We start from the raw sequence: 19,274 nt of genomic DNA, 5'->3' as shown, positions 1-19,274 counted from the left end.
ATGGAGAACACGGACAGCACAGGCGCCACCCAGGCCTTCGCGAACCGGACCCTGGGCCGCAGCGGCATCGAGGTCAGCCCCCTCGGCTTCGGCTGCTGGGCCATCGGCGGAGAGTGGGGCGCCCCGGACGGACAGCCCCTCGGCTGGGGCAAGGTGGACGACGACGAGTCCGTACGGGCGGTCCGGCGCGCCCTCGACCTGGGCGTCACCTTCTTCGACACGGCCGACGTGTACGGCACCGGACACAGCGAGCGCGTCCTCGGCCGGGCCCTCGGCAAGCACCGTACGGATGTCGTGATCGCCACCAAGTGGGGCAACCTCTTCGACGAGCGGACGCGGATCGCGGACGGCCAGGACGACAGCCCCGCGTACCTCCGCCGTGCCCTCACCGCCTCCCTCGCCCGCCTCGGCACCGACTACGTCGACCTCTACCAACTGCACCTGTCCGAGGGTGACTTGGACGCGGCTGCCCAACTCCGTGACGTATGCGAGGAGTTGGTCGCCGAAGGGCTCATCCGTGCCTACGCCTGGAGCACCGACGACCCGGCCCGCGCCGCCCTCTTCGCCCAGGGGCCGCACTGCGCGGCCGTACAGCACTGCCTCAACGTCATGCAGGACGCGCCCGAAATGCTCGCCCTCTGCGAGGAGTCGGGGCTCGCGAGCATCAACCGGAGCCCGCTCGCCATGGGGCTGCTGGCAGGGAAGCGGGCGGCCGGGCAGGCACTCGAAGCGGGGGACATCCGTAACGCGCCGCCCGCCTGGCTGCCGGGCTTCACGGCCGGTGCGGGCGCAGACCCGGACTGGCTGGCGCACGTCGACGCGCTGCGCTCCGTCCTCACCAGCGGCGGTCGTACGCTCGCCCAGGGCGCCCTCGGCTGGCTGTGGGCGCGCAGCCCCCGTACCGTCCCCATCCCCGGTTTCCGGTCCGTCGCCCAGGCCGAGGAGAACGCCGGCGCGATCGCGAAAGGGCCGCTCACCGCAGGGCAGTTGGCCGAGATCGACCAACTGCTCGGGCGGTGAACGGCCCCAGGGGCTGACATGTGTCAGGCGGTCCGGTGATCACTCGACCGCCTGATCACCGGACCGGTTCATCAACCGACGTACTGGTCCTGCTCGGTGACCGTCAGCTGACCTGCCTTGATGGTCGCCACGCGGGGTGCGCGCCGGGCGATCGACGAGTCGTGGGTGACCAGGACGAAGGTCAGCCCGTGCTCGCGCCACAGCCCTTCGAGCAGCGCCATGATGTCGTCGCGCGTGCCCTCGTCGAGGTTGCCGGTGGGCTCGTCCGCGAGCAGCACCTTCGGCTTCTTCACCAGGGCGCGGGCGATGGCCACCCGCTGCTGCTGACCGCCGGACAACTCGGTCGGCGAGTGGGCCAGGCGGTCGCCGAGACCGACCGAGCGCAGCGCCTCGGCCGCCCGCTCGCGCCGCTCGGCGGGCTTCACCCCGAGCGGTACGAGGGCCGTCTCGACGTTCTCCTGCGCGGTGAGCGTCGGGATGAGGTTGAACGCCTGGAAGATGATGCCGATCTTCTCGGCGCGCAGCCGGGTCAGCCTGGCCTCGCTGATGGAGCCGAGATCGACACCGTCCAGCTCGACACTGCCCTCGGTCGGCCGGTCCAGGCCGCCGATCATCTGCAGGAGGGTGGACTTGCCGCCGCCGGTGGGACCCTGGATGACGAGCTGGTCACCGTCCTCGATGACGAGGTCGATGCCGCGCAGCGCCTCCACCGTCTCCTTGCCCCGCGTGTATCTCTTGGTGACACCGGTGAGCTTGTACATGAACGACTCCGTGACGTACGGGAATTGGGGCAGAGGGAGGGTGGAACTGAGCAGGGGGACCGAGGGACTCGGACGGGGGGCTACGACACGCTGCGCAGCGCGTCCGCCGGCCGCATCCGGGAGGCCCGCCAGCCGCCCATCGCACCGGCGATCAGACCGCCGGCGATGGCGAGGCCCGCCGCGAGCGCGATGGTGGTGAGGGAGACGGGCGCCGACAGCGCGATCTCCATCGTGTTGGCCGCCGACTGCTGACCCGGGCCGCCACCGCCGCCGGGGCCGCCACCGCCGGGGCCACCGCCGCCGGTGTTGCCGAGCTGCGCGGTCAGCTTGGGGCTGTACGTGGTCACCGCGTACGCCGCCGCCAGGCCGATGCCGATACCGAGCGCGCCACCGAGCAGACCGTTCACGATGGACTCGCCGACGACCTGCCGGGTCACCCTGCGCGAGGGCCAGCCCAGCGCCTTCAGCGTGCCGAACTCCCGCACCCGGCGGGACACCGCCGAGGAGGTGAGCAGCGCGGCCACCAGGAACGCCGCCGCGAGCACCGCGATGGACAGCCACTTGCCGACGCTGGTAGCGAGGTTCGAGGCCGTGGAGAGGGAGCCGGAGACGGTCTCCGCGAGATCGGCGGAGGTCGTGACCGTCGTACCCGAGATGTTCTTCTGGATCGTCGACTTGACCGTGTCGATCTGCTTCGAGTCGGTCGCCTGGACATAGATCGTGGAGACCAGGTTCGCGGAGTCACCGAGCGTCTGCGCCTGCTTGAGCGGCAGGTAGACGTCGGTCGTGGACTCGCTGCTCTCGGGTGTCGCGATGCCGATGACCTTGTACTTGGTGCCGGAGATCGTGAGGGTCTTGCCGACCGTGTACTTGTTCTCCTTGGCGTAGGACTTGCTGAGCACCGCGACCTTCGCGTCGGCCTGCGCCGCCGTGAACGTCTTGCCGCTGGTGATCGTCGTGGTGGCGAGCGGGCCGAGCGCCTGGTTCGTCACGTCGACGCCCGTGACGGAGTAGGAGTTGACGTCGAACGAGGCGCCGCCGCCCTGGATCTCGGGCGGGGCGGTGCTGCCGGAGTTGCCGCCCTGGCCTCCGCCGGGACCACCCTGGCCGGAGGACGAGGAGGAGGACGACGAGGTGTCGGTCTTCGCCTTGCCCTGGGTGAAGGAGCCGTCGACCTTGGTGACGTTGAGGCTCAGCGCGCCCACCGCCGTCGCCACGCCCTTCTGGGCGGCGACCTTGGTGACCAGCGCCGACTTCAGGGTCTGGCCGCCCTGGGTCGTCACGCGGTCGCTGCTCTGCGTCTCGGTCGAGTCGTTCGAGCTGGCGTCGAAGTCGAAGCTCGGCCGGCCCGACTGGTTGCCGGTGGGCGCCGATCTGGCCTTGGTGACGGTCATGTCGGTGCCGAGGCCGTACAGCGACTGCAGGACCTTCTCCTGTGCCTGCTGCATGCCGGCCGACACCGAGTTGACGGTGATGACCAGCGCGATACCGAGCGCCAGACCCATGGCGATGACCAGAGCGGCCTTCTTGCGCCGGCTCAGCTCACGCTTGAGATAGATGCCAAACATCCCGTTCCTCAAAGGTTCATGGGCGCCCAGCTGCGGACGGCGCCCACTGTGGGCGCTGCCACAAGCTAGAGAGGAACCTTTGTGGGGAACTGGGTAAACGATGTGCGGGGGCTGAGAAAGCGGGCCCGAAACAATCACGAACAATTAAGGCCCGTCGCGCAGGCCGTCGCTCGGCCAGCCGCGCAGCCCGTCATGCGGTTCATGGGCGGCCCGCGGTGCGGTTCATGGTGCGGCGCGTGGTCCCCCTGTGCCGGAGCACACGACAGCCGCTCCATGACCCGGTGCGTACCTCGCGGTCCCACGCGAGGTCCACCCCCACCCGGATACGCCATGGAGCGGCTGTCGCCTTCCCCCCCTCGGCATGGTCCGTTGTGTGTTACCGGAACCTCAGAGCATCAAGTGTGAAGCTCCAGTGGAGAAGGCGTGTTGAGCATATGCCTGCGACCGGGCCGAACGCTACGGAGCAATCAATTCCGCTTGTGCAGGTTGAGTCTTCGAATGCCTGCGCGAGGAAACCTCAGCCGCGCCCCACGTAGGGCATCGAAGTCGCCAGAACCGTCGCGAACTGCACATTCGCCTCCAACGGCAGCTCCGCCATGTGCCGCACGGTCCGGGCCACGTCCGTCACGTCCATGACGGGCTCCGGCGCCATCTCCCCGTTCGCCTGCAGAGCGCCCGTTTGCATCCGCGCGGTCATCTCCGTCGCCGCGTTCCCGATGTCGATCTGCGAGACCGCGATCCGGTACGGCCGCCCGTCCAGCGCCAGCGCCTTGGTCAGGCCCGTCAACGCGTGCTTGGTCGCGGTGTACGGCGCCGAGTGCGGCCGGGGCGTGTGCGCGGAGATCGACCCGTTGTTGATGATCCGGCCACCCTGCGGGTCCTGCTCCTTCATCTGCCGGTACGCCGCCTGCGCGCACAGGAACGCCCCGTTGAGGTTCGTGTCCACGACGTGCCGCCACGCCTCGTACGCCAGATCCTCCACCGCCACCCCGCCGGGACCGAACGTCCCCGCGTTGTTGAACAGCAGGTCGAGCCGCCCGAACCGCTCGTGCACGGCCGCGAACAGGGCGGCCACGTCGTCGGGTTGGGCCACATCGGCGCGTACGACGAGACAGGCGCCCGCGGGAGTTCCCTCGCGCGTGCCCTCGGGTGCGAGGCTCCCGGTTGCGAGCGCCGCCGTCTCCTCCAGGCGTTCCGTACGACGGCCCGTGAGCGCCACCGACCAGCCCGCGCCGAGCAGTTCGAGGGCGACCGCGCGGCCGATACCGGAACCGGCACCGGTCACGACCGCGATCCTCTCGGCGGTCTTCCCCTGCTCGGCGGCCGTCGGCTGCCCGTCGCTCATCAGCGGGCCTCGCCGGGGTAGCGGACGCCGATCTGCTCCCGGATGGTGTCCATCGTCCGCATCACGGCGAGGGTGCCGTCGAGCGGGACGAGCGGGGACTCGGTCTCGCCGGCCCGCAGCGCGCGCATCACCTCGGTGGCCTCGTGCCGGAAGCTGTTGCGGGCACCGTGGTCCGGGGCGGCGACGAACTCCTCGGGGTCGCGGCCGTCGCGGTGCAGCACGAACCGGTCCGCGAAGAAGAACCCGTCGGGTACGTCGATCCGGCCCTTGGAGCCGGTCACCGACGCGCTGATGGACGTACCGCCGACGATGGAGCAGTGCACTGCGGCGAGAGCACCGCTCTCCCATGAGAGCACCGCACCCGTCTGGAGATCGACGTTCTCCTCGGAGAGCACCGCTCTCGCCGAGATGTCGTCGGGCTCCCCGAGCAGCAGGTGCGCGAACGACACCGGGTAGACGCCCAGGTCGAGCAGCGCCCCGCCGCCCTGTGCCGGGTCGCGCAGCCGGTGCGAGGGAGGGAAGGGCCCCTCAAGCCCGAAGTCGGCCTGAACGGTCCGCACTTCACCGATCGCACCGTCCTCGACCAGCGCCTTCAGCCGCCGGACGACCGGGTTGCAGTACGTCCACATGCCCTCCATCAGGAAGGCGCCGCGCTCCTTCGCCAGCGCGACCAGTTCCTGGGCCTCCCGCACGTTCAGCGTGAACGCCTTCTCGCACAGCACGTTCCGCCCGGCCTCCAGGCACAGGCCGGCGGCGGCCCGGTGCGCCGAGTGCGGAGTGGCGACGTACACCACGTCCACGTCGGCGTCCTCGGCCAGGGACGCCCAGTCGCCGTAGGCCCGGGGGATGCCGAACCGCTCCGCGAACGCCTTCGCGGAGGCCTCGCTCCGCGAGGCGACGGCGACGAGCTCCGCGTCCGGCAGATCCACCAGATCCGCCGCCATCGCCGCCGCGATGCCTCCCGTGGCCAGAATTCCCCATCGCACGCGCTCAGCCGACATGCCAGCCCCTAGTTCCGTGACCTTTGTTACCTCGAACACGCTGTACGAACGGAATGTACGAACCGCCTGTACGAGCTGAGAGCATAGGTGGCGGATTACTCGAAAAGGGAGGGCGTATGCCCGAGCGTGGCCAAACCACGCGGGACGGGAAGCGTCCCCGGACGGAGACAGCGACAGAGGCAGCAACAGAGGCAGTGGCAGAGACAGGGACGGCTACCGCGGCAGGGACGGCAACCGCGGCAGAGACGGAGCCCGAGACAGAGGCAGGAAGACGGAAGAACCTACCCGGCTCCGCCCGCTCCCTCCGCCGCACCGGCCTCCTCGTCACCTTCATCCTCGGCGGTCTGACGGCGACGCCCCCGCTGGCGATGGACATGTACCTCCCGTCCCTCCCCGAGGTCACGACCTCCCTGCACGCGTCCGCCGCGAGCGTCCAGCTGACCCTGACCGCCTGTCTGGCGGGCATGGCCCTCGGGCAGCTCCTGATCGGCCCGATGAGCGACCGATGGGGCCGCCGACGCCCCCTCCTGGCGGGCCTGGCGGTGTACGTCGTGGCCACCGTCCTGTGCGGCATCGCGCCCAACCTGGAGTTCCTGGTCGGGTTCCGGCTGGTCCAGGGACTGGCGGGCTCGGCCGGGATAGTCATCGCCCGGGCGGTCGTACGGGACCTGCACGACGGTGTGGCCATGGCCCGCTTCTTCTCCTCCCTCATGCTGATCTCGGGGGTCGCCCCGATCGTCGCGCCGCTCATCGGCGGCCAGGTCCTGCGCGTGACGGACTGGCGGGGCGTGTTCGCCGTCCTCACGGTGGTCGGGATCGCGCTCGCGGTGCTGGTCTGGTTCCGCCTCCCCGAGACCCTCGACCCGGCCGACCGCCATGGCGGCGGAGTCGGCGAGGCGCTCCGCTCCATGCGCACCCTGCTCGTGGACCGGGTCTTCACCGGGTACGTCCTCGCGGGCGGCTTCGCCTTCGCGGCCCTGTTCGCGTACATCGCCGCGTCCCCCTTCGTGATCCAGGAGATCTACGGGGCCTCCCCGCAGACGTTCAGCCTGCTGTTCGGCGTCAACTCGGTCGGACTGGTGATCGTCGGCCAGATCAACGGCAAGGTGCTGGTCGGCCGGGTGTCCATGGACAAGGTGCTGGCGGTGGGCCTGGCGGTCATCACCCTCGCGGCCACGGCACTGCTGCTGATGGCGACGGGGGTCTTCGGCGAGGCGGGCCTGTTCCCGGTGGCGGTGGCGCTCTTCGTCCTGATGTCCGCGATGGGCCTGGCGATGCCCAACACCCAGACCCTCGCCCTGATGCGTACGCGCCACTCGGCGGGCGCCGCGTCCGCCTTGCTGGGCACCACCTCCTTCCTGATCGGCGCGGTTGCCTCCCCGCTGGTGGGCATCGCCGGCGAGGACACGGCCGTCCCGATGGCGATCGTCCAACTGGTGGCGGCACTGGTGGCGGTCGGCTGCTTCGTGGGACTGTGCCGTCCTTGGAACAGACGTACGACCCTGGAGGGGGCGGAGAGCTGAGCGGCGTACCGAGACTGCGCGTCGACACCCCGGAACGGGCCGGCCTGGACCCCGAGGAGATGCGTCACCTCGTACGAGAGGTACGCGCCCTCACGACCGGCGAGCGACCCTGGGCCCCGGCCGCGGTCGTCATCGCCGGGCGCGGACCGGTGATCGCGGTGGAGGTGGCGGCGGGCTGGGCGGTGCGCTACGCGTCGTACGACGAGCGCACGGACACGGGAGTGGAGCTCCCGGCGGCGGCACGGATCCCGGCAACGATGTCGACGCCCTTCGACCTCGCCTCCCTGACGAAGCTGTTCACGGCGGTGGCGGCGATGCAGCAACTGGAGCGCGGCACGCTGGGCATGGACGCCCGGGTGGCCGCGTATCTGCCGGACTTCACGGTGGCGGCCCAACACGGCATCACCGTACGACAGTTGCTCACCCACACCTCGGGCCTGCGCCCCGAACTCCCGCTGTACGACTGCCCGGACGACGCGGCCCGCCGAGCGCTGCTACGGGCGGAGGCACCCTCGTCCCCGCCGGGCCACCACGCCTACTCCGACCTCAACATGCTGCTCCTCCAGTACGTCCTGGAGCGCATCACGGGCCGCACCCTGGACATCCTGATCCGTGACGGCATCACCCGCCCCCTCGGTATGACGGCGACCGACTTCGGCCCCTGTCCCGACGCGGCGGCGACCGAGGACCAGCGCAGACCGTGGGCCAAGGCGGAGCGCGGGATGGTGCGGGGCGAGGTCCACGACGAGAACGCGTGGGCGCTGGGCGGCGTGGCGGGCCACGCGGGTCTGTTCTCCACGGCCCATGACCTGGCGGTCTTCTGCCGCTGCCTGCTGGCGGGCGGCGCCTACGGCCCGGCCCGCATCCTGGGTCCGGACTACGTGGAGCTGCTGCTGGCCTCGCCGGGCCTGGGCTTCGCAATCGACCAGCCTTGGTTCATGGGGGAGTTGTCGGGGAGAGGCGCGGCCGGCCACACGGGCTTCACGGGCACGTCCCTCGTCCTGGACCGGGCCACGGACACTTTCGTCGTGCTGCTGACGAACGCGGTTCACCCGAAACGGAGTTGGGGGCGCGTGGGGAACGGGCCCCGGGCGCGGGTGGGGGACCGGATGGCTCGGGGGGTGTGGGGGAGATGAGAGCGGGTCACGGTGTGGGTCCGGGCCGCTGGGCCAGGAACACGAATTCCCGGCCGGGACGGTCGGGTGCTTCGCGCACCTCCCGTACCTCGTAACCCTGGGCCAGTAACTCGCTCTCGATCTCGTCCCGTTCACGGAATCGCAGGGTCGAGTCGGAGGTCAGCCCCTCGCCGTCGGCGGCGAACACGAAGGTCCAACGGAACGTCACCAGGGGGGCGTTGACCTCCGTCAGCTCGACCCAGCTCTCGACCCCGCCGACGCCGGGGAGCTCCGTCACGCGGTACGAGGAGTCACGGTTCCACTGCTCCCAGGCTCGCTTCGACGGGTCCCGGGTCTCGAAGGCGAGGAGGCCGCCGGGACGGAGGGCCGCGTAGGTTCCCCGCAGGGTGCGCTGCCAGGCGAGTGGATCGGTGATCTCCTGGGCGGCGTTGGCGGTCATCGTCGCGAGGTCCATCTGGTGGAGGGGCGGCAGGGTCGTCGCGTCTCCGTGGATCCAGCGGACGTGTTCGGCGCCGGGCTTGGCACGAGCGACGTCGAGGGAGGCCAGGGCCGGGTCGACGCCGACCACGTCGATCCCCCGGTGCGCGAGCAGAAGGGCGAAGACACCGGTGCCGCAGCCGATGTCTAGGACGTGACGGGCCTCGAATTCCATCGCCATGTCGACATATGCGTCCAGGTCGCCGCGATCGGGGTCGAGCGGGTCGTAGATCGCGGCGAGGCGGGGGTGCTGGAAGCATTCGTCGGGCATGGCGGTGACGGTATCGGGGCCCGGGGTGTGCGGGCCTCCGTATTACGGCCGCTGGGGGAGAGCGCCTATCTCGGTCATGATCGCCGCTCCTATCTGTGAGCACCGATCTCATCTGCGAGCGCCGCTCCGATCTACGAGCGCTGTTCCGATCTGTGATCGCGGCTCCTATCCGTGAGCACTGCTCCTCCGCGTGACCACCGGGCCGCTCTCACGGTGTCCGCCCCGTCTCTAGAATCACCCTGTGAACACCCCCGTCTCCCCAACCGACGCCCTGCGCGCCTCCCTCGCCGGTCTGCTCGACGGCCTGCCGCCGAAGACGGCCGCACAGGCGGTCGAGCGGCTGATCGCCAACTACCGGGGGCGGACACCGACCGACGCGCCCGTGCTGCGGGACCGTTCCGACGTGGCCGCGTACGCCGCCTACCGGATGCCGGCCACCTTCGAGGCGGTGTGCTCGGCGCTGGACGCGTTTGCCGCGGCGGCGCCCGGATGGTCGCCCGGCAGTCATGTCGACGTCGGGGGCGGGACGGGGGCCGCGACCTGGGCGGTCAACGCCGTGTGGGAGGGCGTACGGCCAGTGACCGTGCTCGACTGGGCCGAGCCGGCGCTCACCCTGGGGCGGGAGATCGCCGCCGCCAACCCGGAGTTGAAGGGTGCGGAGTGGCAACGCTCTCGTATCGGAGCGGCGCTCAGAATCGAGAGCACTGATCTCGTCACCATCGCCTACGTCCTCGGCGAACTGACCGACGCCGACCGCACCTCCGTGGTCGACGTGGCGGCCGGCGCCGCCCAGGCCGTCGTCGTCATCGAACCCGGCACCCCCGACGGCTACCGCCGTGTCATCGAGGCCCGCGAGCAGCTCGTCCGCGCAGGGTTCCACATCGCCGCCCCCTGCCCGCACAGCGCGGCCTGTCCGATCGTCCCCGGCGAGGACTGGTGCCACTTCTCCGCCCGGGTCAGCCGCTCCTCCCTCCACCGCAAGGTGAAGGGCGGCTCCCTCTCCTACGAGGACGAGAAGTTCAGCTACGTCGCGGCCACCCGCTTCCCGGTGACTCCGGCGCCCACCCGGATCGTGCGCAAGCCGCAGATCCGGAAGGGGCAGGTGCTCCTGGACCTGTGCGAGACGGAGCCTTCGCTGCGTCGGGAAACGGTCACGAAGCGGCACGGTGTTCTCTACCGGGCCGCCCGCGACGCGGACTGGGGGGATGCCTGGCCGCCGGTGGCGGAGAACGGGAGCCGGTAGCCAGGACCCGCGGTCAAAGTAGATCCTGGCCGGGACGGTCATGCGTGACCTGTGGCGCGTGACGTGTGGCGCGTGACGTGTGACGCATGACGGATGACGCATGACGGGTGAGCGTGAAACAGGCGTGGGCCCGGGCTCGCGAAAAATGCCTGATCACAGGGGATGGACGGGTGTTACCGTCGTCCGCATGCCCGAACTGATCGCACCCACAGGCAGCCTCCGGTCCTCATGGCTCGCGGCGTGTGACGAGTGGCCTCCAGGCGCCCACCAGGACGGAACCGGTCTGCGTCTCGCACCTGACACCGGCCTCGACAGCCCCGAGGTTTTCGCGGCGTGGGTCGAGCGACTTCGGCAGCAGTCGGACAGGTCGGTTGCCGTGAGAGAGGGGCACGTCCACGCCACCTACTGGTGGATCGTCGAGGACGGCACCTATCTCGGAGCCATCGATCTGCGCCACTATCTGAACGCCGTTCTGCTCGATATCGCCGGGCACGTCGGCTACAGCATCCGGCCCTCCGCGCGGAGACGTGGCCTGGCCACATGGGCCCTCGGGGCGGTTCTGCACGAAGCCCGTACGCTCGGCCTGGACCGGGTCCTGGTCACCTGCGACGACGACAACGTCGGATCGGCGCGCACCATCGAGCTCAACGGTGGTGTCCTGGAGGACGTACGTACCACCGACGTGGGCACCAAGCGCCGCTACTGGATCACTCTGTAACCAGTGGCGTAGCCGCAGCCGCAGCCGTAGCCGCAGCCGCAGCCGTGCTGGTTCCAGCCACTCGTCGAGCCCGCCGGCCCGGTCACCAACTACCCTTCCACGTAAGCGGTTTCCGCCCGCACGTCCGCAGCGTCTGCCCCTGGGGGAGATCCCGCGCCCGCGAGCCGTCGGCGAGCGTGCCGACCCTCTTCCACCGGTTCACGGTCGCTCCCCGTGTTCCGCAACCCGGTGCCGAACACGCAGCACACGGCAGTCGCTGACCTTGCTCGCGTCCCGTTCGGCCCTCGCGGTGGCTTCGGCCCGGTCGAGTTCCTGGCAGCCGCAACATGCGCCGGGCTCAGTGGTGTTGATGTCGGGTTTGATGCCAGGGCCAGGGCCAGGGCCAGGGCCAGGATCGGTATCGGTATCGGTCACGCCACTTCTCCCCGGCTTCTGGCGTTCTCGCGCGCTGTCCTGGCGCTCAGACACTCGGCGGGAGTGGCGGGACGGACGTCTTCAGGGTCCGCCTCCCACTCCGTTCCGCCACAGACCGGACGCAGAGACCAGTACGGGCCGGCCGTACCCCGAAACTCCCCGACTCGGCCTTCGCCGCTGGTGTCCACCATGAGTGTGCCGGGGGTCGGTAGGTGTGGGGGTTCTTGGCTGTGTGCGAGAACACTCTCTCCGGACACATCCGCTCCTCTCCGTGGTCGTTCCACTACCAAGGCGTTTCAGCGTGACCCAGAGGCGGGAACCCTTCAACTTGTCAGGCGAGGACGAAAGGTTGATGAAAAAACTTTGAACCGCAAGGAGTTGCACCCGGACAGCTCGCCCCAGGCGGCCTTCGGGGCACGGCTGCGCAGTTCACGTGAGGCGCGAGGCTGGACGCAGGATGAGCTGGCAGAGCGGATGGGGTACTCCAGCACACACATCTCGTCGGTCGAAACCGGTCGCAAACTTCCAACCTTGCGCCTCGCGCGGAGTGCGGATTCCGCGTTGGGGACAGGCGACATGTTCGAGCGCGCGTTTCGCAAGGTGCGGAACGCCGGACTGCTGGAGGGCTTCCCGCAGTTCGTCGACCACGAGGCGCAGGCGGTGGAGATCCGGCTGTACGAGGTGGGTGTCGTCCCCGGTCTGCTTCAGACGCCGGAGTACGCGGCGGTTCTCGCGCAGAGCGCCGTGAAGCGGGGAGCGATCACGAGCGACCAGGCGGACGAGCGCATCGCGCTCGTCGCGGAACGGCAGGCCACGCTTGTCCGGACGCCCCCGCCGATGGTCTTCGTGGTGTTGGACGAAGGCTGTATCCGTCGGCCCATCGGTGAACCCGCCGTCATGGAAGCCCAGTTGGCGCGGCTGGTCGAGTTCGCCGAGTTGCCGAACACCGTCCTCCAGGTTGCCCCGTTCGAGATGGGGGCCAGGCGTCCATTCAACCTGCCGGTCTACATCGTGACTCTGCTGGACCGTTCGCTCGTGTCCTACGCCGAGTCCGCCCACCGGGGTCATCTCGAACGAGAAAGCACTTTCGTCCTGCCCATGCTGACGGCCTACCATCAGTTGCAGGCCGAAGCGCTCTCTCAGGCGGCATCTGTGGCCATGATCGAGCAGTTACGAAAGGGCACTCCGTGACGACTGAATCTCCGCGTTGGTTCACGTCCTCGTACAGCGACAACGGCGGCGCTTGCGTAGCGGTCGCCGCGAACCTTGTCGCCTCGCGCGGCTTGGTCCCCGTCCGTGACTCCAAGGAGCCGAACGGCCCGGTTCTGGGCTTCCCCGTCGACGCGTTCTCGTTCTTCGTCAAGGGCGTCAAAGGCGTCCAGGGCGGAGAGTTCGGCGCCGTCTGACCGCCTGGCTCCGTTTGTACCGGGCAGCATCACAAGCCCCGCCGCACTCCCCGTCAGGAGGGAGCGTGGTGGGGCCTTTCTGTTGCGCCGCTCAGCCTTCCGCGCGGCTGCCTATGGGCCGCGTACCCTCATACCCCTACATCTCCGTCCCCGTACGAGGACGAGAAGTTCGGCCACGTCGCCGCCACCCGCTTCCCGGCGACCCCGGGCGACCGCTTTCCGTAGCCGCTCTGAAATCGTTCGCCTGCGCTCGCCTCTTTCGATACGGTCGCGAGGTTGTTTTCACTGTTGGGAGCACCTGACGTTCACGTGCGACCCCGGCGGTTCCCAGGCTGAGAGTAGGTCTTGTCAATGGCATGTCGTATCAGTGAGCTCGTGCTCGGTTGCCGCAATCCTGAGGTGCTGGCGCGGTTCTGGTGCGAGGTCCTGGACTTCGTCGTGCTCGATCGCGAGGGCGACGACATGTACGAGATCGGGCCGCGCGAAGGGTTCGGCGGTCCGCAGCCGACGATCATCCTCAGCCGCCGGGACGAGCCGGAGCCGGGGAAATCCCGGCTGCACATCGACGTCAACGCCACCGATCGCGATCAGGACGCCGAGCTCGAACGCCTTCTGAAGATCGGTGCGCGTCCGGCCGACATCGGCCAGACAGGCGAGGAGCATTGGCATGTCCTGACCGACCCCGAAGGCAATGAGTTCTGCCTGCTCAAGGCCCGTCTCAACCCGCTCTGATGCCGTGACGGCACCTGCTCGGCGGCGTGGTCCGCGAACTCCGCGAACATGGTCGCCTCGCGCTGCCCGGTCCCCGGTTGCGACTCCGAGGGCCCGAGCGGCCCGGTTCTGGGCGGCCTCGCCGTCGACGTGACCTGGCTAGTGCCAGCAGGTGGCCGTACCGTCGTCCCCTTCGGCGCCGACCGTTACCGCGTAGGCGAGTCCCGTGCCGACCTCGGGTGCGGGCGAGAAACCGGCCGTGCGGAAGTCGACGCTGAGCAGCAGATGTCGGTTCTTGTCGGTCTTGGTCCAGCAGGCGCCCTCAACGGTTGGGGGCGGTGCCGCCGGGTCCGGGTCCGCCTCTGGTCGCCAGCCGTCGGCGCCGGCGGCCTTCGTGTAGTGGGCGATGACGGCGTCCGGCTTTCCCGGGAAGGCGTAGAGGCGGTCCGCGTGCAGCCAGGGTTTTCCGCTGCTGTCGTCGTCGCATCCGGTGGTCACCCCCGTACCGCGGTAGTTGACGGGTTCCGTCGCGCCGGTGGGCGCCGAGCCGAGCAGTGGCTCGGCTGCCAGCCCCTTGATCTCGGCGGCCGTGTCCTGGCAGCCGTCGTCGCTGCTGAGGGTGGAACACGCGGTGAGGAGGGCGGCCGACAGGAGGAGGGCGCCCGCCAGTCCGACGCGGGTGGCGGTGGACGATCGGGTGGGGGACAAGAGGGTGCTCCCAGAAGTGTGGAAACTGATGGCCGGGCGCGATCCCCTCACGGGGAGTGCCGCGTCCGGCTTTGTCGATCGTGCAGGCCTCGGTAGGGAGGCGAGCCTTGACCTACTCGCCTTCCCCGGCGTCGAGTTGGTGGTCCGCCCAGACGTAGCTCTCGGGAAGCAGGTCGGTGATGACCACGGTTCTGACGCTGTCGCCCGTGCCGACGATGACCTTGAGAGTCGGGAAGTAGTCGAGGAGGACCTGACGGCACCGGCCGCACGGAGGCACCACCCCTCGGTCGCGGTCGCCCACCGCGACGATCGTGTCCAGCTCGTACGCTCCCTGGGCGGCTGCCGTGCCGATGAGGACCAGTTCGGCGCAGGGGCCGCCGGTGAAGTGGTAGGCGTTCACCGCCGTGACGATCCGGCCGTCCTGGGCGCGGGCCGCGGCTGCCATGGTGTGGTTGTCGCCGTGGCAACGAGTGCGGGCGATGTGCGCCGCGGCCTCGATGAGTTCGTGGTCGACGGGGTGGGGTCGGGTGGTCATCTTCTCCGCCTTCTTGAGGTGTCAGGCGACGTTGACCCAGGTGACGAGAGTGCGCAAGCCGATATCGGCAGCGGCCCCCGATTCCCTCTCCTTCGCGTCGTCCTCCACGTCCTCCCCGTCGTCCGCGTCCTCCTCGTCGGCAACGGCCGCGGCGGAGACGGGCGTCGCAGCCGCGAGGCTGCCCCGAAGAGCGTCGGGCCGTGGGGTGTTGGGGAGTTGACGACCTGGGACCTGGACCTGGCCCAGGCCCTCAGGACGCGGCAGCAGGCCTTCGCGGAACGGCTGTTCGCGGACCCGGCCGCCGTACGGGCCCGCCGTACGGGCCAGGGCGACTGGCCCGTGGCCCGCGAACCACCAGCGAGCCCGGCCCATGTGTGGGACCTCTCACCTCCGGAGGTTTCCCGCCACCTCGCCGTCCTGCGCCGCGCGGACCTTCTCACGGCCCGGCGGAACGGCCGGTACGTCCGCTACACGCTCGATCTGCGCGACCTGATGGCTCTGGGCAGCGACCTGCCGGCGGCCGTACTGCGCTGAGCGGATTCGGTCACTGGGCCTTCGGTCACTGGGCCTTCGGGTCGGCCCCGTCCGACGTACGCCCCTCCGGTACGCCCTGGTCCGGTGCGCCCCCGTCCTGCGCACCCCCTTCCGGTACGCCCTCCTCCTCGGCGCGCTTCTCCTGCAACTTGCGCACCAGTTCCCGTTTCTGGGCCTGCGGGTCCGTCCCACCGCCCGTCTGCTTGCCCCGGCCGCCGCCCCGCAGGGCGTTCTTGCCCAGGTTGCTGCGGGTGCCGCCGACTCCGAGCATGTTTCCGCCACCTCGTGCCATGACGTGTCTCCTTCTGCTGAGAATGGTTCTGCTGAGAATGGTTGACGATACGTATCGTCTCGTTCAGTCGATCTCTTCACTCTGAGGCGAGACGCTCCGTCTTGTCAACCTGATAAATTGCCGACATGGTCCAGAAGTCCACCCCAGCCAAACCCGCCCCCGACTCCACCCGCCGCAGCGAGAAGTCCCGCCGCGCCATCTACGAGGCCGCCCTCGCTCTCATCGGTGAGGTCGGGTACCAGAAGACGACCATCGAGGGCATCGCCGCCCGGGCGGGCGTCGGGAAGCAGACCATCTACCGGTGGTGGTCCTCCAAAGGGGACGTACTCATGGAGGCCTTCGTCGATCTGAGCGAACAGGCCGCCGAGGCCGCCGCGCCCGGACAGGCGTACGTCATCCCCGACACCGGTGACCTCGCCGCCGACCTCAAGGCCGTGCTGCGCCTCACCGTAGACCAACTGCTCGACCCCGTGTTCGCGGTCCCCTCCCGCGGCCTCGCCGCCGAAGGCCTCGTCAACGAGGAACTCGGCCGCAGATACGTCGCCAAGCTGCTCGAACCCTCCCTCCAGCTCTACGTCCAGCGGCTGCGCGCCGCCCAGGACGCGGGGGAGGTGCGGGCCGGCGTCGATCCCCGTATCGCCCTCGAACTGTTCGTCTCCCCGCTCGCCCAGCGCTGGCTCCAGCGCACCGGACCGATCTCGTACGAGTACACGGACACCCTCGTCGACTACGCCCTGGGCGGGATCGCCTCACCCGGCAGCGGCAAGAGCTGAAATGGCCGAAAATAGCGGGTAATAAATCCTGCTAATCAACTGGAAAACGTCTCATCCCGCCTCCCGTACGCCTCGTCCCCACTACCCCGGATGTCGGCTCCGGCCCCTCGCACCGCAGGATGGTGGGAGCATGGAGCAGGCTGTCCGCACAACAGCAGCGAGGCGAGGCGATACATGAGCGCGGAGTTCGGCGGTAGTACGACAGGCTGGCAGGGCAGGATCTCCCAGTGGCTGCGTGGAGGCCGTACGAATGCCCGGGAGGACGCCGCCACCGCCGCCGAGAGCGGGCGCCGTGAGGAACTGCTGCTCGCCGTCGCCCGCGCCGGACTGCCCATCGCGCCCGCCGCGCACCCCGCCGCCTACCGGTGTTCCTGCGACCGCGTCGGCTGTCCCACGCCCGCCCGGCACCCGATCTCCTTCGCCTGGCACACGCAGTCCACCACCGACCGCGCCCAGATCGAGCGCTGGGCCAGGCACCAGCCGCAGGCCAACTTCATCACCGCGACCGGCATAGTCCACGACGTCCTCGACGTGCCGCTCGAAGCGGGCCGCGAAGCCCTGGAGCGGCTGCTCGGGGCCGGGATCGAGGTCGGGCCCGTCGCCGAGAGCGACGACGGACGGCTGCTGTTCTTCACCCTCACGCGCGGCACCCCCGACGACGAGGACGAGTGGTGGCCCTGCGAACTGGACTGCCACCCCGAGACCATGGACGAGCATCCGGGCCTGCGTTGGCACTGCCGGGGGTCCTACGTCCTCGTACCGCCCGCCCGGTTGCCCGGCGAGCAGGGCGTGTACTGGGTGCGCGGACCGGAGTTCGCCCTCCCCGACCCGCTCAGCCTGCTCGAAGTCCTCACCGACGCCTGCGCCCGGTACGCCGGTGAGGAGCCCGACCACGCGACCGCGGCCTGGCCCCACCGGAACTGAGACCGAGGTCGAACCGCCGCCCGGCGGGCCGGAGTCACTCGCCCTGCGCCGCCGTCAGACCCTGGATGCGGTTCAGGAACTCCACACTCCGGTTCGCGGCACCCTTCCCCGGGTCCAGCACCACCTGGTTCGACACGAACTCCAGTGTCAGCGACTGCTTGATCTCGCCCGTCGTCAGCGCCAGCACACTGTCGCTCTGCGCCGGGATCGAGGTGCCCAGCGCGGCCGTCTGCTTCTCGTAGTGGTGTGTGGCGAAGAAGACCAGCGCGCCACCGTCCGCCGTCCGCAGACCCAGCGGGGCGAAGTCGCCCTTGGCGAGCGGCTCGTCGATGTACTGGGTGACGAGCCCCGGCTTGATGGCGCTCTTCTTGCGCTGCGCCACCCAGCCGCTCGTGTGCACACCCGGCGCGAAGACGTCGCCGCCGCCGTCCTTCAGGTACGTCGCGTAGTCCGCGCTCAAGTCCTCGGGTGCGACGGCCAGTTCCGCCGAGTTCGCCGTCACCGGCTCCGCGAGGCCGTCCTTGTCCGTCTTGAACGTCGGTACGTCGTCCGGGTCGACGAGAGTCAGATACGCCACCGCCCACGGCTCGGCCGCGTTGCTGCGCGTGAACACCAGCAGCCAGCGCGCCTCGGCGCCCTTGTTGGCGTCGGCGTTCGCGACGAACCAGCGCGGCCAGCCCGCCTTCTTCGGGATCGTGAACCTGGCGTCCGTGAACTCCAGCGGTGCGTACGACGGGTTGCCGGCCGGGCTGATCTCGTGACCGGCGTCCAGCCGGGCCGCGTCGATCGCGCCCAGGGCGCCGGTGACGTAGTCGGCGTCCAGGGCACGGTCGTACGCCTTGTCCGCCTTGTTGTACGCGGCGGTGAAGTCCTTCAGCGCCTCGGCCGCCTCCGTCGGGGTCGCCGCCGGGAGCACCTCGCGCTCGCCGTGGACCACGACACAGCCGCTCGCGGCCAGGGACAACACGGTCACCGAGGCCGCTGCGAGGACGCTCCGGTCAAGAAGACTTCGTGGCGTTCGAAGAGTCCGCGGAGTCCGCAGACTTCGAGGGCTGCGACCCGTGCTCACCGTGCTCATCAGCTGGCTTCACCTTCCCCTTCCCGGAGGCGAACCCTACCGGGGCCAGGAAGAGCGCGAGAGTCGGGACCAGGTACAGCGCCCACACCGTGACCTGGAGGACGGTCGGATCCGGCTGGAAGTTGAGGACGCCCTTGAGGAGCGTGCCGTACCAGCTGTCCGGCGGGATCGTCCCGCTGATGTCGAAGGCCTTGTTCGTCAGGCCGGGCACCCAGTCGGCCTCCTGGAGGTCGTGGAAGCCGTAGGCGAGGACGCCCGCCGCGACCACGACCAGCATGCCGCCGGTCCAGGTGAAGAACCTGGACAGGTTGATGCGCACGGCACCCCGGTAGAAGAGGTAGCCGAGCAGGACCGCCGTCGCGATGCCCAACAGCACGCCGATCAGGGGCCCTTCGGTGCCGTCGCTGGACGCGCGCACCGACGCCCACACGAACAGCGCCGTCTCCAGGCCCTCCCGGCCCACCGCCAGGAACGCGGTCGCGACCAGCGCGCCCGTGCCCATCTGCAGGGCCGCGTCCAGCTTGCCGTGCAGATCGGCCTTGAGGTGCCTGGCAGTACGCCGCATCCAGAAGACCATCCACGTCACCAGACCCACGGCGATGATCGACAGCGAACCGCCGAGCGCCTCCTGCGCCTCGAACGTCAGCTCCTGGGAACCGAATTCGAGCGCGCAGCCGAAGGCGAGGGCCAGCGTGATGGCCACGGCGATGCCGATCCAGATCGGCTTCAGGGCGTCCCGGCGGTCCGTCTTCACCAGGTAGGCGATCAGGATGCAGACGACGAGACTGGCTTCCAGGCCCTCGCGCAGACCGATCAGATAGTTCGCGAACACGACG

At 69.7% G+C, this 19,274-nt stretch carries 21 protein-coding genes and 1 pseudogene; 11 read left to right on the top strand and 11 right to left on the bottom strand.

Annotated elements, in window-relative coordinates; translation table 11 throughout:
- On the top strand, positions 1-1,020 hold the full coding sequence (locus OHN74_RS11550) for an aldo/keto reductase (RefSeq protein ID WP_327694472.1): 1,020 nt from the start codon (positions 1-3) through the stop codon (positions 1,018-1,020).
- 71 nt (positions 1,021-1,091) lie between these two features.
- On the opposite strand, the gene OHN74_RS11545 is transcribed toward OHN74_RS11550, so the two are convergent.
- The 4 genes from OHN74_RS11545 to OHN74_RS11530 all read right to left on the bottom strand — a co-directional run bounded on the left by OHN74_RS11545 (position 1,092) and on the right by OHN74_RS11530 (position 5,695).
- Positions 1,092-1,781 (bottom strand): ABC transporter ATP-binding protein, encoded by a 690-nt coding sequence (locus tag OHN74_RS11545; protein ID WP_327694471.1) that lies wholly within the window; start codon positions 1,779-1,781, stop codon positions 1,092-1,094.
- A gap of 80 nt (positions 1,782-1,861) precedes the next feature.
- Entirely contained in the window at positions 1,862-3,349 is a 1,488-nt protein-coding gene (locus tag OHN74_RS11540) for an ABC transporter permease (protein ID WP_327694470.1), read from the bottom strand.
- Between the two features lie 517 nt (positions 3,350-3,866).
- The gene (locus OHN74_RS11535) at positions 3,867-4,694 is read right to left on the bottom strand and encodes an SDR family oxidoreductase (protein ID WP_327694469.1); all 828 of its coding nucleotides are present in this window, start codon (positions 4,692-4,694) and stop codon (positions 3,867-3,869) included.
- Positions 4,694-5,695, bottom strand: coding sequence for a Gfo/Idh/MocA family protein (locus OHN74_RS11530; RefSeq protein ID WP_327694468.1), 1,002 nt, complete (start codon positions 5,693-5,695; stop codon positions 4,694-4,696). The genes OHN74_RS11535 and OHN74_RS11530 overlap by 1 nt, the downstream gene beginning before the upstream one ends.
- Positions 5,696-5,889: 194 nt before the next feature.
- On the opposite strand from OHN74_RS11530, the gene OHN74_RS11525 reads away from it, so the two are divergent.
- Both OHN74_RS11525 and OHN74_RS11520 read left to right on the top strand, forming a co-directional pair.
- Positions 5,890-7,218 (top strand): multidrug effflux MFS transporter, encoded by a 1,329-nt coding sequence (locus OHN74_RS11525; protein ID WP_443060371.1) that lies wholly within the window; start codon positions 5,890-5,892, stop codon positions 7,216-7,218.
- Complete coding sequence (locus tag OHN74_RS11520; RefSeq protein WP_443060370.1) at positions 7,170-8,354, top strand: serine hydrolase domain-containing protein; 1,185 nt, start codon at positions 7,170-7,172, stop codon at positions 8,352-8,354. The genes OHN74_RS11525 and OHN74_RS11520 overlap by 49 nt, the downstream gene beginning before the upstream one ends.
- 7 nt (positions 8,355-8,361) lie before the next feature.
- Here the strand turns inward: OHN74_RS11520 and OHN74_RS11515 are convergent, their stop codons facing one another.
- Positions 8,362-9,102 carry a class I SAM-dependent methyltransferase gene (locus tag OHN74_RS11515; RefSeq protein ID WP_327694464.1) on the bottom strand — a complete coding sequence of 247 codons (741 nt, stop codon included), beginning with the start codon at positions 9,100-9,102 and terminating at the stop codon, positions 8,362-8,364.
- A 241-nt stretch (positions 9,103-9,343) separates the two neighbouring features.
- On the opposite strand from OHN74_RS11515, the gene OHN74_RS11510 reads away from it, so the two are divergent.
- Together OHN74_RS11510 and OHN74_RS11505 are read left to right on the top strand one after the other, a co-directional pair.
- Positions 9,344-10,345 carry a small ribosomal subunit Rsm22 family protein gene (locus OHN74_RS11510; protein WP_327694463.1) on the top strand — a complete coding sequence of 334 codons (1,002 nt, stop codon included), beginning with the start codon at positions 9,344-9,346 and terminating at the stop codon, positions 10,343-10,345.
- Between the two features lie 187 nt (positions 10,346-10,532).
- A complete protein-coding gene (locus OHN74_RS11505) occupies positions 10,533-11,063 on the top strand; it encodes a GNAT family N-acetyltransferase (protein WP_327694462.1) in 531 nt (176 codons plus the stop codon).
- Positions 11,064-11,473: 410 nt separating this feature from the next.
- Here the strand turns inward: OHN74_RS11505 and OHN74_RS11500 are convergent, their stop codons facing one another.
- Positions 11,474-11,734, bottom strand: coding sequence for a hypothetical protein (locus OHN74_RS11500; protein WP_327694461.1), 261 nt, complete (start codon positions 11,732-11,734; stop codon positions 11,474-11,476).
- 106 nt (positions 11,735-11,840) lie between these two features.
- Here OHN74_RS11500 and OHN74_RS11495 point away from each other — a divergent pair, with 106 nt between their 5' ends.
- The 3 genes from OHN74_RS11495 (at position 11,841) to OHN74_RS11485 (ending at position 13,615) form a co-directional block, all read left to right on the top strand.
- Positions 11,841-12,668 carry a helix-turn-helix domain-containing protein gene (locus OHN74_RS11495; RefSeq protein ID WP_327694460.1) on the top strand — a complete coding sequence of 276 codons (828 nt, stop codon included), beginning with the start codon at positions 11,841-11,843 and terminating at the stop codon, positions 12,666-12,668.
- Entirely contained in the window at positions 12,665-12,883 is a 219-nt protein-coding gene (locus tag OHN74_RS11490) for a DUF397 domain-containing protein (protein ID WP_327694459.1), read from the top strand. The genes OHN74_RS11495 and OHN74_RS11490 overlap by 4 nt, the downstream gene beginning before the upstream one ends.
- A 351-nt stretch (positions 12,884-13,234) precedes the next feature.
- Positions 13,235-13,615, top strand: a complete 381-nt coding sequence (locus tag OHN74_RS11485) for a VOC family protein (protein WP_327694458.1) — start codon at positions 13,235-13,237, stop codon at positions 13,613-13,615.
- A 138-nt stretch (positions 13,616-13,753) separates the two neighbouring features.
- On the opposite strand, the gene OHN74_RS11480 is transcribed toward OHN74_RS11485, so the two are convergent.
- On the bottom strand, positions 13,754-14,302 hold the full coding sequence (locus OHN74_RS11480; RefSeq protein WP_327694457.1) for a hypothetical protein: 549 nt from the start codon (positions 14,300-14,302) through the stop codon (positions 13,754-13,756).
- A gap of 112 nt (positions 14,303-14,414) precedes the next feature.
- Positions 14,415-14,837 carry a cytidine deaminase family protein gene (locus OHN74_RS11475; protein WP_327694456.1) on the bottom strand — a complete coding sequence of 141 codons (423 nt, stop codon included), beginning with the start codon at positions 14,835-14,837 and terminating at the stop codon, positions 14,415-14,417.
- 332 nt (positions 14,838-15,169) lie between these two features.
- On the opposite strand from OHN74_RS11475, the pseudogene OHN74_RS11470 reads away from it, so the two are divergent.
- Positions 15,170-15,371, top strand: a pseudogene (locus OHN74_RS11470) (ArsR/SmtB family transcription factor); the annotation flags it as partial.
- Between the two features lie 25 nt (positions 15,372-15,396).
- On the opposite strand, the gene OHN74_RS11465 reads toward OHN74_RS11470, so the two are convergent.
- Complete coding sequence (locus OHN74_RS11465; protein ID WP_327694455.1) at positions 15,397-15,663, bottom strand: DUF6243 family protein; 267 nt, start codon at positions 15,661-15,663, stop codon at positions 15,397-15,399.
- A gap of 125 nt (positions 15,664-15,788) precedes the next feature.
- Between OHN74_RS11465 and OHN74_RS11460 the strand changes: the two genes are divergently transcribed.
- A complete protein-coding gene (locus OHN74_RS11460; protein ID WP_327694454.1) occupies positions 15,789-16,436 on the top strand; it encodes a TetR/AcrR family transcriptional regulator in 648 nt (215 codons plus the stop codon).
- A 174-nt stretch (positions 16,437-16,610) separates the two neighbouring features.
- Entirely contained in the window at positions 16,611-17,360 is a 750-nt protein-coding gene (locus tag OHN74_RS11455) for a bifunctional DNA primase/polymerase (RefSeq protein WP_327694453.1), read from the top strand.
- Between the two features lie 34 nt (positions 17,361-17,394).
- On the opposite strand, the gene OHN74_RS11450 is transcribed toward OHN74_RS11455, so the two are convergent.
- Together OHN74_RS11450 and efeU are read right to left on the bottom strand one after the other, a co-directional pair.
- On the bottom strand, positions 17,395-18,438 hold the full coding sequence (locus OHN74_RS11450; protein ID WP_443060369.1) for a hypothetical protein: 1,044 nt from the start codon (positions 18,436-18,438) through the stop codon (positions 17,395-17,397).
- On the bottom strand, positions 18,359-19,270 hold the full coding sequence (gene efeU / locus OHN74_RS11445) for an iron uptake transporter permease EfeU (RefSeq protein ID WP_327694451.1): 912 nt from the start codon (positions 19,268-19,270) through the stop codon (positions 18,359-18,361). The genes OHN74_RS11450 and efeU overlap by 80 nt, the downstream gene beginning before the upstream one ends.
- Positions 19,271-19,274 lie beyond the last annotated feature (4 nt).

Origin of the sequence: Streptomyces sp. NBC_00459 (assembly GCF_036013955.1) — a bacterium.
GTDB lineage: Bacteria > Actinomycetota > Actinomycetes > Streptomycetales > Streptomycetaceae > Streptomyces.
Note: the sequence above shows the minus strand (reverse complement) of the source record. Positions and strands in the feature narration are given on the sequence as shown.

Coding starts and splice junctions, on each gene's coding strand:
- OHN74_RS11550 (WP_327694472.1), top strand. CDS start 1: ATGGAGAACACGGACAGCACAGGCGCCACCCAGGCCTTCGCGAACCGG.
- OHN74_RS11545 (WP_327694471.1), bottom strand. CDS start 1,781: ATGTACAAGCTCACCGGTGTCACCAAGAGATACACGCGGGGCAAGGAG.
- OHN74_RS11540 (WP_327694470.1), bottom strand. CDS start 3,349: ATGTTTGGCATCTATCTCAAGCGTGAGCTGAGCCGGCGCAAGAAGGCC.
- OHN74_RS11535 (WP_327694469.1), bottom strand. CDS start 4,694: ATGAGCGACGGGCAGCCGACGGCCGCCGAGCAGGGGAAGACCGCCGAG.
- OHN74_RS11530 (WP_327694468.1), bottom strand. CDS start 5,695: ATGTCGGCTGAGCGCGTGCGATGGGGAATTCTGGCCACGGGAGGCATC.
- OHN74_RS11515 (WP_327694464.1), bottom strand. CDS start 9,102: ATGCCCGACGAATGCTTCCAGCACCCCCGCCTCGCCGCGATCTACGAC.
- OHN74_RS11505 (WP_327694462.1), top strand. CDS start 10,533: ATGCCCGAACTGATCGCACCCACAGGCAGCCTCCGGTCCTCATGGCTC.
- OHN74_RS11485 (WP_327694458.1), top strand. CDS start 13,235: ATGGCATGTCGTATCAGTGAGCTCGTGCTCGGTTGCCGCAATCCTGAG.
- OHN74_RS11475 (WP_327694456.1), bottom strand. CDS start 14,837: ATGACCACCCGACCCCACCCCGTCGACCACGAACTCATCGAGGCCGCG.
- OHN74_RS11465 (WP_327694455.1), bottom strand. CDS start 15,663: ATGGCACGAGGTGGCGGAAACATGCTCGGAGTCGGCGGCACCCGCAGC.
- OHN74_RS11460 (WP_327694454.1), top strand. CDS start 15,789: ATGGTCCAGAAGTCCACCCCAGCCAAACCCGCCCCCGACTCCACCCGC.
- OHN74_RS11455 (WP_327694453.1), top strand. CDS start 16,611: ATGAGCGCGGAGTTCGGCGGTAGTACGACAGGCTGGCAGGGCAGGATC.
- OHN74_RS11450 (WP_443060369.1), bottom strand. CDS start 18,438: ATGAGCACGGTGAGCACGGGTCGCAGCCCTCGAAGTCTGCGGACTCCG.